Origin of the sequence: Streptomyces sp. NPDC085932 (assembly GCF_044540525.1) — a bacterium.
Taxonomy (GTDB): Bacteria; Actinomycetota; Actinomycetes; order Streptomycetales; family Streptomycetaceae; genus Streptomyces; species Streptomyces levis.
Genome location: NZ_JBITSJ010000001.1, coordinates 209,602 through 225,098, shown reverse-complemented (window position 1 = coordinate 225,098; position 15,497 = coordinate 209,602). Strand labels below are relative to the sequence as shown.

Below are 15,497 nucleotides of genomic sequence, written 5' to 3'. Positions count from 1 at the left end.
GGCACGCGGATCCGAAACTTTCGAGCTCTTACCGGTAACTTCGCGGCAACTTAGGGGCAGCAGAAAGCGCTGTCAATGGGTGCCGCAGGGGTCGTGCGAGGCGTCTGTGCAGGGTTGGATCCGGAGGAGGGCTGGGTAGATCCCAGAAGCTGCCACCGTTCTGCGCCGCAAGTTTCTGACACTGCTCCGACTCGTGCGAGGTGACGTCGTGCCCGCGTTCGACCTGCCGCTGACCGAACTGGAGCGCCACCGCCCGGACATCGCGGAGCCCGCGGGCTTCGACGCGTTCTGGCGGAGCACGCTGGAGGAGGCCGGGCGGGCCGAACCGCTGGTGTCCGTGCGGGAGGTGGAGACGGGGCTGCGGCTGACGCGGACCTGGGACGTGACGTTCCGGGGCTTCACGGGTGATCCGGTGCGGGCGTGGTTCAGCAGGCCGGCCGGGGCCGGTGCGACGCACTCGCTCCCGGCGGTGGTCGAGTTCGCCGGGTACGGGCGCGGGCGCGGACTACCGCACGAGCGGCTGACATGGGTGAACGCCGGGTACGCGCACCTGCTCATGGACAACCGAGGGCAGGGCGACCAGTACGGGTGCGGCGGCGACACGCCCGATCCGCACACCGGCACGCCGGGCGGGCCCGGGGTGATGACGCGGGGGCTGCGGGCGCCCGAGGACTTCTACTACCGGCGGCTGATCACCGACGCGGTGCGGGCGGTGACGGCGGTGCGCGAGCTGCCGGGGGTCGACCCCGCCCGGGTCGTCGCCGCCGGCAACAGCCAGGGCGGCGGACTGGCCCTGGCGGTCGCGGGGCTCGTCCCCGACCTGGCCGCCCTGCTGGTGACCGCGCCGCTGCTGTGCGGGATCCGGCGGGCCCTCGACCTCACGGACGCGGCCCCCTACGGCGAGATCGCCACGTACCTCTCCGTCCACCGGGACGCCGAGCGCGACGCCCGCCGGACCCTCTCCTTCGTCGAGGGCGTCTCCTTCGCCCTCCGCGCCCGGGCGCCGGCGCACTTCGGGGTGGGCCTGCGGGACACCGTGTGCCCGCCGAGCGGGGCGTACGCGGCGTTCAACCGGTACGGCGAACGGTCCGGGACCACACCCCGCAAGGAGATCCACGCGTACCCGTTCAACGGACACGAGGGCGGGGACGCGGTGCAGGTGCGGCGGCAACTGCTGTGGCTGCGGGCGGTGCTGGACGGGCGGGGCGGCGGGCCCTGAGCCCCCTCATCGGGCCCGGGCCGGGTCACCCCGTGACCGGGGACTCCGCGGTGCAGCCGCCGGCGGTCACCAGACCTTCGGCACTCTGCTCGTCCAGCACCTTGCCCTTGTGAATGATCTTGCAGGTGACCCGGGCGCCCTCGGGATCCGCGGCGACGGGCATGACCGCGGCGGGCATGATGCCGCGCAGGGTGACGGTCTTGCGCCACGGCAGCTCGGGCTTCGACACGCTCTCGGTCTTCGGCTCCATGGCCTTGCCGCCGCCCCCGTGGAACTCGATCGAGTCGACGTTCTCCCCCGTCACCTCGTAGGTGACCTCGTACGTCTGGTCCACCGCCTCGTCCACCCGGTCCACCGCCTCGGAGCAGGAGCTGAGAGCGAGCGCGAGCCCGGTGATCGCGACGGAGCAGAGGGTGGCGCGGATGGTGCGGATGGTGCGGTGCACAGGATCCCCCCGGATCTTGATGGTCGGACCGCAGCCAATCGCGACGGTCCGGCGAAGTCAACTCGCGTGTCGTGAGGCTCGGTTGCGGCGCTGTTCTCCTGCCGCCCACGGTTTACATCCGGGCCGCCGGGCGCTACCTTCCGCAGCAGCCGGGGTGGGAGCGCTCCCACTCGGTGGACCGGAACCCGCCCTCGGGACGACCCCACCCCGTGCTCCCCCCTGGCCGTGACCGTGGGCGTCGCGCCGGGCGTCGCGGTGGGTGGCGCGATGGGCGTCACGGCGGGTTGGCGCTATGGGCGTCGCGGTGGGTGGCGCGATGGGCGTCACGGTGGCTTGTCGCGACAGCCGGCGCGAGGGTGTCGCGAGGGAGCGCCTTTCGCCCCATATGTCGCCGATATCCAGGTGTGGGATTCTGTTGGTGGGTGCCCTGCCGCTCACGTGCGGCGTGGTTCCGCCATGTCGGTGTGACCCGGCGCCGCCGGTCCCGTGCCCGCGTCGTCGTCGCCTGAGTTCCGGGGACTCCCACCTGCCGGTGGCCGCGGCATGGACGGGAGGTGGATGCGGACATGCCCCATGACGGCGAGACCCGGGCCGAGGTCCCCGGCCTCCGGACGCCGGGGAGCGGGGACGCCGGTTCGCCTCGCCCCGCGCCGGGACCCGCCGCGCGGGAGCGGGTGCTGGCGTTCGCCGGGGTGGTGCTGGCGGCGGTGTACGTGCGCAGTGAGGACGGGGCGGAGCTCCGGGTGGTGGAGTCGGCCGGGGGCGATCCCGAGCGGTACCGGGTGCCGAGCCGGGTGCGGCTGCCTGGGGCGTCCCGCAGCACCGGCCCGGGTACCGGCCCGGACCGCACGCCTGGCGCTCCGTCTTCCGACAACGACCGCACGCCCCGCGCCCCCTCGCCCGGCCCGGACGACACCGCCGGCGCCCCCTCGCACAGCCCGGACCACACCGCCGGCGCCCCCTCGCACAGCCCGGACCACACCGCCGGCGCCCCCTCGCACAGCCCGGACCACACCGTCAGCGCCCCCTCCCCCGGCCCGGAGGCACCGGAACCGCGGGGCGACTCCACCCCCGGAACCCCCGCTCCGGCCGCGGCGCCCGCCCCCGCCCCGGCCCCGGCCCTCACCGCCATGCCCGCCGAAGGGCGGGCTCGTGCGGCCGCCGTCCGCGAGGCCTTCCTGCGGGGCCGGGCCGTCTGGCTCGACGGGGCCGGGTTCGCCGCCCGGGGAGAAGACGCGAGCGCCGCCGTTCCGTTCGGGGCGTTGCCCCTGGGGGCGGCGGGCGGGTGGCTGGGATGTCTGGTCGTCGCGGGAGAGGCCGGGGAGGGGTTCGGGGGCGAGCAGCGGGACTTCCTGGAGCAGTACGCCGAGGCGGTCGCCGGGCGCCTGCGGGGTGAGGCCGACCGGTCCGCGCCCGCCCCGCTGCTGGACTCCGCCCTGCGCGCCATGGGCGTCGGCTCCTTCGCCCTCACGCCCGGCACCGGCCTGGTCGAGACGGACCCGGCCCTGCTCGAACTCGTCGGCATCCCCGAGGGCGGTTTCGACGGCAAGACCGACACCCTCCTGTCGTACAGCGTCCCGGAGGACGTCCCGGCCCTGATGTCGGTCATCGAGCCGTCCGCGCAGACCCCGGGCCGCCGCGAACTGGAGTTCCGCATCCGCCGGCCCACCGGGGAGCTGTGCTGGCTGCGCCTGGGCAGCCGCCTGCTGAAGGGGCCCGACGGCGCCCCGCGACGGGTGCTGGGCGTGGTGACGGCGGCCCCGGTGCTGCGCCGGGGCGCCAGTGACGTGGCCCGGATCCAGTGGCTGACGGCCGCGCTCGACGACGCGACGACGGTGCGGGACGTCAGTCGCGTGGTCGTCGCCGCGCTGCGCGAACCGCTCGACGCGGACCGGGTGGCGCTCGCCGAGGTGCTGGAGGACCGGCTCGCGGTCACCGTGCTCGATCCGCCCGGTGCCGGCGCCTGGCCGGAGCTGTGGCGTTCGGAGTGCCGCTCGGAGTGGCCCGACGCGCCGGTCAGCGCCCTGCCCACGCTCCAGGCGGCGCTGCGGGACGGCCGGATGAGCCTGTGGCCGGCGGGCGCCGTACTGGAGCCCGGGCTGGCCGGGATCGGCCCCGGCGGGCTGGCCGTGCTGCCGCTGCCGGCGAAGAACGGCGTGGCCGGGGTGTGCCTGGTCGGCTGGGACGCCCCGCACGCGTTCGCCCCCGAGGAGCGGGCCCTGCTCACCGCGACCGCCGGACTGGTGGGCCAGGCCCTCAAGCGCGCGCACGCCTACGACGCCGAGCAGGAACTGGCGACGATGCTCCAGCGCAGCCTGCTCCCCCGCCGTCTTCCCCGGCTGCCCGGCGGCATCGCCGTGGCCCGCTACCTGCCCGCCCGGCGCGGTCTGCAGGTGGGGGGCGACTGGTACGACGTGATCGCCCTGTCGGAGGGGAAGGTCGCCCTGGTCATCGGGGACGTGCAGGGGCACAGCGCCGGGGCCGCGACGATCATGGGACAGATGCGTACCGCGGTCCGCGCCTACGCCGTCGAGGGGCACCCGCCGGACGTGGTCGTCGCGCACGCCAACCGGCTGCTCGTCGGCATGGAGACCGACCTGTTCGCCACGTGCTGCTACGTCGAGCTGGACATGGAGGAGGGCAACGCGCTGTTCGTGCGGGCCGGGCACCTGTCCCCGCTGGTGCGTCACCCCGACGGCGGCACCGCGGAGATCGCGGTCGAGGGGGGGCTCCCGCTCGGGGTCCTGGCGGACGCGGAGTTCCCGCTGACGGCGCTCGCGCTCGCCCCGGGCTCGGTCCTCGCGCTGGTGACGGACGGTCTGGTCGAGTCGGCTGAGCTGCACCTGGAGGAAGGGATGCGGCTGGTGCGCCGGGCACTCGCCGCGGCCGACCCGGCCGACCCGGGGCGCATGGCCGACGAGCTGCTGGGCGAGGCCGGGCGCCGGGAGGACGACGTGGCGGTGCTGCTGCTGCGCTACGACGGGATGCGGGTCAGGCCGGTGCGGGCCGGGTGGGTGGTGTGGCGGCTGCCGGACGCGGTGATGCACGCCCGCCGGTTCAGCGCGCGCACGCTGCGGTCGTGGGGTGTGGTGGCCGAGGCCGACGCCGTCCTGCTGGTGGTGTCGGAGCTGGTCACCAACGCGCTGGTGCACACGCAGGGCGCGGTCCGGCTGGATCTGACCCTGGCCGCTGACCGGCTGCGGGTGACGGTGAGCGACTCCTCGCCGCGCGCGCCGGCCAAGCCGGTGGTGGTCGACTGGGAGTCGACGGGCGGACGGGGGCTGTACCTCGTGGAGGCGATGTCGGCGGCCTGGGGCTCGGTGCCGGTCGGCGGCGGCAAGCAGGTGTGGAGCGAGATCGTCGTCTCCCGCCCGGAGGAGGAAGCGGAGCCGGGGCCGGCGGCCTCGGAGCCCCGGCCGCCCGAGCCGCCCGGGCCTGAGCGGACCCGGGAGCGCTTCCGGGACCGGACCGGCGGCTGGGGCTGGGGCATGGGCCGCCGGGGCCGAAGCCGCGACGGCGACGGGAACCGGGACCGGTCCGAGAGCCGGGCCCGCCCCCGGATCCCCGACGAGGACCACCCACCCGGCGAAGAGTCCCGCCGGACCACCGGCCACGACCGGAAGCGGCCCCCCTTCCACCGCCGGGGCGCGGCCCACGACCACCCCCGTCACCTGGGTTCCCGCCGTACCCCCGCTCCCCGGGAACCCCGGCGGCCGGCCGGAGAGGGAGGGCCGTCGTGAGGGGGCCGGCGGGGCGGATGGCGGCCGTCCTCATGGCGGCCGTCCTCGCGGGTGCCGGGTGCACCGGCGGCAGCGGTGACGGCGGCGAGGACGGGCCGACCGTCGGCGTGCTGCTGCCGAGCCGTGCCGTACCGCGCTGGGAGCAGTCCGACCGGCCCATGATCGAGAAGCGGGTGAAGGAGCTGTGCGCCGAGTGCGCGGTGATGTACGCCAACGCCGAGAACGACGCGGCCAGCCAGCGGCAGCAGATGACGTCCATGATCACCAGAGGGGCCTCGGTGCTGATCCTGGACGTCGTCGATCCCAAGGCCCTGCGTTCCTCGGTCCGGGAGGCGCACCGCGAGGGCGTGCCGGTGGTCGCCTACGACCGTCTCGCCGAGGGCCCGATCTCCGGTTTCGTCAGTTTCGACGGCCACCAGGTCGGCCGGCTCCAGGCCGCTGCGCTGCTCACGGCCATGGGCCCGCGGGCCGGCGGGGGCGGTGTCGTCCTGATGAACGGCGATCCGTCCAGCCCGAACGCCGCCTGGTACGAGCGCGGGGCGAAGTCCGTCCTGGAGGACGAGGTCCGCATCCTCAAGTCGTACGACACCCTGGGGTGGCGCACGGAGAACGCGCACCACCACATGTCCGCCGCGATCAGGGCTCTCGGTCCGCAGCGGATCGACGGGGTCCTCGCGGCCAACGACTCGATCGCCGCCGGTGTCATCGCGGCCCTCAAGAGCGCCCGGGTCTCCCCGCTGCCCCCGGTCACCGGCCAGGACGCCGACCTCGCCGCCGTGCGGCGCATCGTCAAGGGTGAGCAGTACATGACCGTCTACAAGCCCTTCCGGCTGGAGACGGACGCGGCGGCCGCGATGGCCGTCGCGCTGGCGCGCGGCAACGACCTCGACGCCCTCGTCACGACGACCGTGGACAGTCCCACCACCCGGGACGTCCCGGCGGTGCTGCTCAACCCGGCCGCCGTCACGCGGGACGGCATCGGCCGGACCCTCGTCCGGGACGGCGTCTACACGGTCGACCAAATCTGTACCCCCAAGCTCCGGCGCGCCTGCGACCGGATCGGACTCACCCGGTGAGGGAGGTGGTCGCCGTGATCCATCCGCCCGTGCTGGCGTTGCGCGGCATCTCCAAGCGGTTCGGCGGCGTCCAGGCGCTCGTGGACGTGGATCTGCAGCTGCGGGCCGGTGAGGTCGTGGCCCTGGCGGGCGACAACGGCGCCGGCAAGTCCACGCTGGTCAAGGTGGTCTCGGGGGTGAGTCCCGCCGACCGGGGCGTCATCGAGTGGGAGGGGCGCCAGGTGCAGATCAAGCGTCCCCACGACGCCCACAGCCTGGGCATCGCGACCGTCTACCAGGACCTCGCGATGTGCGACAACCTCGACGTCGTCGGCAATCTCTTCCTCGGCCGGGAGATCGACCGGGTCGGCATCCTCGACGAGGTGGAGATGGAGCGGCGCGCCCGCGAGCTGATGCGCACGCTGTCGATCCGCATCCCCGACGTGCGCGTGCCGGTCGCGGCGCTGTCCGCCGGGCAGCGCCAGGCCGTCGCGATCTCCCGTTCGCTGATGGCCGCGCCCAAGGTCCTGCTGCTCGACGAGCCCACGGCCGCGCTCGGCGTGGAGCAGACGAGCCATTTCTTCGACCTCGTCGAGGAGGTCCGCGACCGCGGCATGGCGATCATCCTGATCAGCCACAACATGGGCGACATCAAGGCCGTGGCGGACCGGGTGGCCGTGCTGCGGCTGGGCCGCAACAACGGCCTGTTCGACGTCAGCACCGTGACGCAGGAGCAGATCATCTCCGCCGTCACCGGGGCGGCGGACAACGCGGTCGCCCATCGCGCGAAGGGCGACGAGGAGGCGTGGCCGTGACCCGCGGCGGGCCGCACCACGAGGGCCCGGGGGCCCGGCCGGTCACGACCGGCCGGGAACAGCGCGGCCGCGGCTGGCAGGAGAACCTGCGGGGCTACGCCCTGGAGGTGCGCGGGAGCGTGCGGGAGGGCGAGCGCGGGCCGGTGCTGGTCGTGGCGGGGCTGATCGTGATCTGGTGCGTCTTCCAGGGGCTGGACGACAAGTTCCTCTCGCCGCGCAACCTGTCGAACATCGGCGTGGACATCGTCGGGACCGGCCTGGTCGCCGTCGGCATCGTGTTCGTGCTGCTGATCCGGGAGATCGATCTGTCGGTCGGCTCGGTCAGCGGTCTGGCCGGGGCGGCGTTCGCCGTGCTGAACGTGAACCACGGGGTGCCGGAGTGGCTCGCGGTGATCGTGGCGGTGGCCGTGGGCACGGCCGTGGGCGCCTTCCACGGTGTCTTCCACGCCTGGCTGGGGGTGCCGGCGTTCGTGGTGACGCTCGCGGGACTGCTGATCTGGAACGGCCTGACGCTCTACCTGCTGGGGGCGAGCGGCACGATCAACATCGACGAGGAGGGGCTGGTGGCGTCGCTGACCAGCCGGCATTTCGGTGCCGACGCGGCGGCGTACGCGGTCGCCGCGCTCGGCACGGCCGGGTACCTGCTGGCCGCGCGCCGCCGGCGCAGCCGACACCGCGCCGCCGGGATGCCGTACCCGCCGGAGCGCGAGATCTGGCTGCGCACCGCCCTGCTCGCGGTGGCCGCCTTCGCCGCGGCCCACACCCTCAACCGTTTCCAGGGCCTGCCGCTCGCCCTGCTGATCTTCCTGGTCGTGCTGGTCGTCTCTGACTACGTGCTGCGGCGCACCCGCTACGGGCGGCGGGTGTACGCGCTCGGCGGCGGGGTCGAGGCGGCGCGGCGCGCGGGCATCGGGGTGGACCGCGTCCGGGTGGCGATGTTCATGGTGTCGGGGACGCTGGCCGCGGTCGGCGGGCTGTTCGTGGCCTCGGGGCTGACCTCGGCGAGCCCGACCACGGCCCGGGCCGCCGGTTCCGGGATGCTGCTGATCAACGCGATCGCGGCGGCCGTGATCGGCGGCACGAGCCTGTTCGGCGGGCGGGGATCGCCCTGGTCGGTGCTGCTCGGGGTGCTGGTCATCCAGTCGATCGCCTCGGGCATGGCTCTGCTGGGCGTGCAGGACGCGGTGCAGTTCATGATCACCGGAGGGGTGCTGCTGGCCGCCGTCGCGGCCGACGCCCTGTCCAGACGGGCGGCGGCCCGGAGCGGCCGGTCCCGAGCCACACCCCCCTGAACACATATGCATACAAAAGCGGTAAAAGGGTATGGGCCCGTTGTCATGACACGGAGCCGCCTCGTCAGGGTGGCCGTGGCCGCCACGGTCGCCGCGGGCCTGGCCCTCGCCGGGTGCGGTGACACCGATCCGCCCGGCGCCGAGGAGCAGCAGGCCGACCTCAGCGTGCTCGCGACGGACGCACCCCAGATGCAGACCCTGGAGCGGCTCACCAAGCGGCACTTCACCGCGGAGACCGGCATCACGGTCGACTACACGCTGCTCCCGGAGAACGAGGCGCGGGACCGGATGAACCGCGAGTTCGCCACCCAGGCGGGGACGTACGACGTGGCGAGCGTCAGCGCGTACGAGGTGCCGATCTACGCGGACAACGGCTGGCTGGCCCCGCTGGACTCCTACGTGGAGGCGGACGAGGACTTCGACCAGGACGACGTCTTCCCGAACCTGGTGGCGTCGCTGACCGGGGAGGACGGCAGGCTCTACGCCGAGCCCTTCTACGGCGAGGGCTCCTTCCTGATGTACCGCAAGGACCTCTTCCGCAAGGACGGCCTGACGATGCCGCCGGATCCGACGTGGCGGGAGGTCGCCGACCTCGCCGCCCGGGTCGACGGCACGGACGGCGCCAGCGGCATCTGCCTGCGCGGCCTGCCCGGCTGGGGCCAGAACCTCGCCCCGATCAACACGGTCGTCAACACCTTCGGGGGCACCTGGTACGACACGGACTGGAACGCGCGCCTGACCTCGCCGGAGTTCCGGGAGGCCGTCGGCTTCTACGTGGGCCTGCTGCGCTCCCACGGCCAGCCCGGCGCCGAACGGATGGGCGTCATGGAGATCCTCGAACGCTTCGTCGAGGGCGGCTGCGCCATGATGTACGACGCCACCTCGCTGGCGTCGACGATCGAGGCCGACACCTCCCCCGTGAAGGGCAAGGTGGGGTACGTCCCGGCCCCGCACGAGAAGACGGACAAGGCCGGCTGGCTGTGGACCTGGGCCTGGGGCGTCCAGCAGGCCTCCGAGCGCAAGGACGCCGCCTGGGAGTTCATCTCCTGGGCCTCCTCCAAGGAGTACCAGGAGCTCGTGGGGCAGGAGCGAGGCTGGACGGCGGCACCCGCCGGGAACCGCAGGTCGCTCTACGCCAACCCGGAGTACCAGCAGGCGGCCGGCGCCTGGTACCGGCAGGAGTACACGGCGGCCACCGACTCGGCGGATCCGCGCAACCCCGGTGTCGCCCCGCGCCCCTACGGCGGCATCGGTTTCCTGGACATCCCCGAATTCGCCGTGCTCGGCACGGCGGTCTCGGAGCAGATCGCCGCGGCCATCGCCGGGCGGCAGTCGGTGGACACGGCCCTGGAGAAGTCCCAGGACCTCGCCCAGGCCGCGGCGGCCAAGTACCGGGGCGGGTGAACGGCGCGGGCCGCGCCCCCGGTCACCCGGGAACGCGGCCCTCGAACCGCCCTGACTGCCCTGCCGGTCCGCCTACTTGCGGATCAGGCTGCGCAGCACGTACTGCATGATGCCGCCGTTGCGGTAGTAGTCGGCCTCACCCGGGGTGTCGATGCGGACGACCGCGTCGAACTCGACGCCGGTGTCGGTGGTGACCTTCACCGTGCGCGGGGTGGTGCCGTCGTTGAGCTCGGTGACGCCGGAGATGGAGAAGGTCTCCTCGCCGGTGAGGCCGAGGGAGGAGGCGGACTGGCCCTCCGGGAACTGCAGCGGCAGGACGCCCATGCCGATGAGGTTCGAGCGGTGGATGCGCTCGTAGCTCTCGGCGATGACGGCCTTGACGCCGAGGAGCGCGGTGCCCTTGGCCGCCCAGTCGCGGGACGAGCCGGAGCCGTACTCCTTGCCGGCCAGGACGACCAGCGGGATGCCGGCGGCCTGGTAGTTCTGCGAGGCGTCGTAGATGAAGGAGACCGGACCGCCGTCCTGCGTGAAGTCGCGGGTGTAGCCGCCCTCGGTGCCCGGCGCGATCTGGTTGCGCAGGCGGATGTTGGCGAACGTGCCGCGGATCATGACCTCGTGGTTGCCTCGGCGCGAGCCGTAGGAGTTGAAGTCACGACGCTCCACACCGTGCTCGGTGAGGTACTGGCCGGCCGGGGTGTCGGCCTTGATGGCACCGGCCGGGGAGATGTGGTCGGTGGTGACCGAGTCGCCGAGCTTGGCGAGCACCCGGGCGCCGGAGATGTCGGAGACCGGGGTGGTCTCCATCGTCATGCCCTCGAAGTACGGGGGCTTGCGCACGTAGGTGGACTCGGCGTCCCACTCGAAGGTGTTGCCGGTCGGGATGGGCAGGGCCTGCCACTGTGCGTCGCCCGCGAAGACGTCCGCGTAGGACTTGGCGAACATGTCCTCGCCGATGGCGTTGGCGACGACGTCGTTCACCTCGGCCTCGGAGGGCCAGATGTCCTTCAGGAAGACCGGGTTGCCGTCCTGGTCGGTGCCCAGGGCGTCCTTGGTGATGTCCACCTTCATGGAACCGGCGATGGCGTAGGCCACGACCAGCGGCGGGGACGCCAGGTAGTTCATCTTGACGTCGGGGTTGATGCGGCCCTCGAAGTTCCGGTTGCCGGAGAGGACCGAGGTGACCGCGAGGTCGTGGTCGTTGACGGCCTTGGAGACCTCCTCCGGCAGCGGGCCGGAGTTGCCGATGCAGGTGGTGCAGCCGTAGCCGACGAGGTTGAAGCCGACCTTGTCGAGGTAGGGGGTCAGGCCCGCCTTCTCGAAGTAGTCGGTGACGACCTTGGAACCCGGGGCGAGGGTGGTCTTGACCCACGGCTTGCGGGTCAGGCCCTTCTCCACCGCCTTCTTGGCCACCAGCGCGGCGGCGACCATGACGTACGGGTTGGAGGTGTTGGTGCAGGAGGTGATGGCCGCGACCGTCACCGCGCCGTGGTCGAGCTCGTACGAGGTGCCGTCCGGGGCGGTCACGGTGACCGGGTTGGACGGAACGGCGGCACCGGTGCCGTCGGCGTGCTGCGGGGCGCCGGCGCCGTTCTCCTGGCTGCCGTAGGCCGGGGCGTCGGAGGCCGGGAAGGACTCGTCGCTGGCCTCGTCGACCGGGGAGGCCGCGGTGCCGGACTGCGGCGCGGCGGGGACCTCGACGTAGTTGAGGACGTCCTTGGCGAACTGCTGGGCGGCCTCGGCGAGGACGATGCGGTCCTGCGGGCGCTTCGGGCCGGCGATGGACGGGACGACCGTGGCGAGGTCGAGCTCCAGCTTCTCGGAGAAGTCGGGCTCGGCGGCCGGGTCGAGCCAGAGGCCCTGCTCCTTGGCGTACGCCTCGACCAGGGCGAGCTGCTGCTCGCTGCGGCCGGTGAGCCGCATGTAGTTGATCGTTTCGTCGTCGATCGGGAAGATCGCGGCGGTCGAGCCGAACTCCGGCGACATGTTGCCGATGGTGGCACGGTTCGCCAGGGAGGTCGCGGCCACGCCCTCGCCGTAGAACTCGACGAACTTGCCGACGACGCCGTGCTTGCGCAGCATCTCGGTGATGGTGAGCACCAGGTCGGTGGCGGTGGTGCCGGGCTGCAGCTCGCCGGTCAGCTTGAAGCCGACGACGCGCGGGATCAGCATGGAGACCGGCTGGCCGAGCATGGCGGCCTCGGCCTCGATGCCGCCGACGCCCCAGCCGAGGACGCCCAGGCCGTTGACCATGGTGGTGTGCGAGTCGGTGCCGACCAGGGTGTCCGGGTAGGCCTTGCCGTCGCGGATCATCACGACCCGGGCCAGGTGCTCGATGTTCACCTGGTGGACGATGCCGGTGCCGGGCGGGACGACCTTGAACTCGTCGAAGGCGGTCTGGCCCCAGCGCAGGAACTGGTAGCGCTCCTTGTTGCGGCCGTACTCCAGGTCGACGTTCTGCTTGAAGGCGTCGTTCGTGCCGAACTTGTCGGCGATGACGGAGTGGTCGATGACCAGCTCGGCCGGCGCCAGCGGGTTGATCTTCGCCGGGTCGCCGCCCAGCTCCTTCACGGCCTCACGCATGGTCGCGAGGTCCACGACACAGGGCACGCCGGTGAAGTCCTGCATGATCACGCGGGCCGGCGTGAACTGGATCTCCTGGCTGGGCTGGGCCTGCGAGTCCCAGCCGCCGAGGGCACGGATGTGGTCGGCGGTGATGTTCGCGCCGTCCTCGGTGCGGAGCAGGTTCTCCAGCAGGACCTTGAGGCTGTAGGGCAGGCGGGCCGAGCCCTCCACCTTGTCCAGCCGGAAGATCTCGTACGACTCGTCGCCCACCTGCAGCGTGCTGCGGGCGTCGAAGCTGTTCGCCGACACGACAGTCTCCTTCATTGATGTGCGCGTACCACCACGATCCTGCCGCCACGGCCTCTCGACCGATCCGCTAAGGTAAGGCTAAGTTAGGTAACCCTTACCGGGGTGACGGCTGCGGTGCTCCTCGGCAGATATCTCGATGTCGAGATAACTCTAGTACACCCGGGGCGGTTGGTCATGCCCGGGCGCCGCCCGAGCCGCCACCGCCATGGCCGAAACACGTCGACACACCCCCATCGGCTCACCGCGACCACACCCCCGCCCGGGACGCCGCGGGCGCCCGCCGCACCACCCCACTCCCCCAACGGGTCATCAGAACGGGAACTCGGGGTAACCGAACGGAACCGGGTTCACCCGGTGACACCGAAAGGAGGCCCTGAATGCCCCTCACGTTCCGTAAGAGTTTCCGGATTCTTCCCGGCGTGCGGCTCAACATCAACAAGCGCTCCTGGTCCATCACCACCGGCGGCGGCAAGAACGGCCCCCGGCACACACGCAGCAGCACGGGACGTCGTACGACATCGATGGATTTGCCCGGACCTTTCGGGTGGCGGCGCACCACGACGTCCAAGCGACGCTGAGGCACCCGGGCGGGATTGACGGTGCCTCACCCCCTCACCCGAACGGACCCCCCGCCCGGACCGCATCTCATATCTGAGATAACCTCAGCCCCATGGCAGACGACTACCTCGTACGCATCGGCAAGCTCATCCGCGACGCCCGGCAGCACCGCGGCTGGACGCAGTCGCAGCTGGCGGAGGCGCTCGGCACCAGTCAGAGCGCCGTCAACCGGATCGAGCGCGGCAACCAGAACATCAGCCTTGAGATGATCGCCCGCATCGGGGAGGCCCTCGACAGCGAGATCGTCTCGCTCGGCTACGCCGGTCCGATGCACCTGCGGGTGGTCGGCGGCCGCCGGCTGTCCGGTGCCATCGACGTCAAGACCAGCAAGAACGCGTGCGTGGCGCTGCTGTGCGCCTCACTGCTCAACCAGGGGCGCACAGTACTGCGCCGCGTCGCCCGCATCGAGGAGGTGTACCGCCTCCTGGAGGTGCTGGGCTCCATCGGCGTCCGCACGCGGTGGATCAACGACGGCGTCGACCTGGAGATCGTGCCGCCGGCCGAGCTGGACCTGGCGGCGATCGACGCCGACGCGGCCCGCCGCACCCGCTCCATCATCATGTTCCTCGGCCCGCTGCTGCACCGCATGGACCACTTCAAGCTGCCCTACGCCGGCGGCTGCGACCTCGGCACGCGCACGGTCGAACCGCACATGATCGCCCTGCGCCGCTTCGGCCTGGACATCGCCGCCACCGAGGGCCAGTACCACGCCCAGGTGGACCGCTCGGCCCGCCCCGACCGCCCGATCGTCCTGACCGAGCGCGGCGACACGGTCACCGAGAACGCGCTGCTCGCCGCCGCCCGGCACGACGGCATCACCGTCATCCGCAACGCCTCCTCCAACTACATGGTCCAGGACCTGTGCTTCTTCCTGGAGGCGCTCGGCGTCAAGGTCGACGGCATCGGCACCACCACGCTCACCGTGCACGGCGTGCCGACCATCGACGTCGACGTGGACTACTCTCCCTCCGAGGACCCGGTCGAGGCGATGAGCCTGGTCGCGGCGGCCGTGGTCACCGAGTCGGAGCTGACGGTCCGCCGCGTCCCCATCGAGTTCCTGGAGATCGAGCTGGCGGTCCTGGAGGAGATGGGGCTCGACCACGACCGCACGCCCGAGTACTTCGCCGACAACGGCCGCACCCGTCTGGTCGACCTCACGGTCCGCCCCTCCAAGCTGGAGGCGCCGATCGACAAGATCCACCCCATGCCGTTCCCCGGCCTGAACATCGACAACGTCCCGTTCTTCGCGGCCATCGCGGCGGTCGCCCAGGGCAAGACCCTCATCCACGACTGGGTCTACGACAACCGCGCGATCTACCTCACGGACCTGAACCGCCTCGGCGGCCGCCTCCAGCTCCTGGACCCCCACCGCGTCCTGGTCGAGGGCCCCACCCGCTGGCGCGCCGCAGAGATGATGTGCCCGCCTGCGCTGCGCCCCGCGGTGGTCGTCCTCCTGGCGATGATGGCGGCCGAGGGCACGTCGGTGCTGCGCAACGTGTATGTCATCAACCGGGGTTACGAGGACCTGGCGGAGCGCCTGAACTCGATCGGGGCGCAGATCGAGATCTTCCGGGACATCTGAGTCACTTTCCGCACACCCTGACCCGCGCCTGTCGAGCGGCATCTCGACGGGCGCGGGTCACTGCGTTCAGAACAGCCCGGCGACTCTGCCCCCATCCCGCAAAAACTTGAACACAGTTGCGTCTCTCATCGCCAGAAACACCCTCAGCCTCACCTATTTGAGGCGACGTCACCTCGTGTCTTGCCAAGAGTTTTCGCGCAATGACACGCTGTGCTATGAAGCACGGTAGGCCAGCGCACAGTGCTGGACGTCACGGTCTCGCCAGGCCTCTTGGGACAGCACTTCCTGCCGTGTACTGCATGGGATGGTTATCCGACATGAGCATGCACATCAGATGGTCCTATCGGGTGATGAATCGTGCCGACAGCCTGCACCGGGCCCGGTTCGTTACCACTGTTTCTACGTGTCAGCCCGCGCACGCGCGCGACCGAAGAGCTGATACGGGACGAAGGAGCT

10 protein-coding genes are annotated in these 15,497 nt (G+C 72.1%); 8 read left to right on the top strand and 2 right to left on the bottom strand.

The genetic code is table 11. From position 1 onward, the window contains the following. The first annotated feature begins 208 nt into the window (after positions 1-208). Entirely contained in the window at positions 209-1,219 is a 1,011-nt protein-coding gene (locus ACIGAQ_RS00930) for an acetylxylan esterase (RefSeq protein ID WP_399778162.1), read from the top strand. Between the two features lie 25 nt (positions 1,220-1,244). Here ACIGAQ_RS00930 and ACIGAQ_RS00925 read toward each other — a convergent pair whose 3' ends face one another. Continuing rightward, positions 1,245-1,664 (bottom strand): MmpS family transport accessory protein, encoded by a 420-nt coding sequence (locus tag ACIGAQ_RS00925; protein WP_399778160.1) that lies wholly within the window; start codon positions 1,662-1,664, stop codon positions 1,245-1,247. A 566-nt stretch (positions 1,665-2,230) separates the two neighbouring features. On the opposite strand from ACIGAQ_RS00925, the gene ACIGAQ_RS00920 reads away from it, so the two are divergent. Genes ACIGAQ_RS00920 through ACIGAQ_RS00900 form a run of 5 tightly spaced genes read left to right on the top strand, consistent with a single transcriptional unit; the run spans position 2,231 to position 9,970 of the window. Further along, on the top strand, positions 2,231-5,404 hold the full coding sequence (locus ACIGAQ_RS00920; RefSeq protein ID WP_399778158.1) for a SpoIIE family protein phosphatase: 3,174 nt from the start codon (positions 2,231-2,233) through the stop codon (positions 5,402-5,404). Then, positions 5,401-6,480 (top strand): sugar ABC transporter substrate-binding protein, encoded by a 1,080-nt coding sequence (locus tag ACIGAQ_RS00915; protein WP_399778156.1) that lies wholly within the window; start codon positions 5,401-5,403, stop codon positions 6,478-6,480. Before ACIGAQ_RS00920 ends, ACIGAQ_RS00915 begins: the two co-directional genes overlap by 4 nt. A 14-nt stretch (positions 6,481-6,494) precedes the next feature. After that, entirely contained in the window at positions 6,495-7,274 is a 780-nt protein-coding gene (locus ACIGAQ_RS00910) for an ATP-binding cassette domain-containing protein (RefSeq protein ID WP_362278130.1), read from the top strand. Then, a complete protein-coding gene (locus ACIGAQ_RS00905; protein ID WP_394814273.1) occupies positions 7,265-8,566 on the top strand; it encodes a sugar ABC transporter permease in 1,302 nt (433 codons plus the stop codon). The genes ACIGAQ_RS00910 and ACIGAQ_RS00905 overlap by 10 nt, the downstream gene beginning before the upstream one ends. Before the next feature lie 45 nt (positions 8,567-8,611). Beyond that, the gene (locus tag ACIGAQ_RS00900) at positions 8,612-9,970 is read left to right on the top strand and encodes an ABC transporter substrate-binding protein (RefSeq protein WP_399778153.1); all 1,359 of its coding nucleotides are present in this window, start codon (positions 8,612-8,614) and stop codon (positions 9,968-9,970) included. A gap of 72 nt (positions 9,971-10,042) precedes the next feature. On the opposite strand, the gene ACIGAQ_RS00895 is transcribed toward ACIGAQ_RS00900, so the two are convergent. Continuing rightward, entirely contained in the window at positions 10,043-12,856 is a 2,814-nt protein-coding gene (locus tag ACIGAQ_RS00895; protein WP_362278133.1) for an aconitate hydratase, read from the bottom strand. A gap of 362 nt (positions 12,857-13,218) precedes the next feature. Here ACIGAQ_RS00895 and ACIGAQ_RS00890 point away from each other — a divergent pair, with 362 nt between their 5' ends. Together ACIGAQ_RS00890 and ACIGAQ_RS00885 are read left to right on the top strand one after the other, a co-directional pair. Continuing rightward, positions 13,219-13,419: a DUF4236 domain-containing protein gene (locus tag ACIGAQ_RS00890; protein WP_395573544.1), complete on the top strand. Its 201-nt coding sequence runs from the start codon at positions 13,219-13,221 to the stop codon at positions 13,417-13,419. A gap of 92 nt (positions 13,420-13,511) precedes the next feature. After that, positions 13,512-15,041 (top strand): UDP-N-acetylglucosamine 1-carboxyvinyltransferase, encoded by a 1,530-nt coding sequence (locus ACIGAQ_RS00885; RefSeq protein ID WP_311683160.1) that lies wholly within the window; start codon positions 13,512-13,514, stop codon positions 15,039-15,041. The last annotated feature ends 456 nt before the right edge of the window (positions 15,042-15,497 follow it).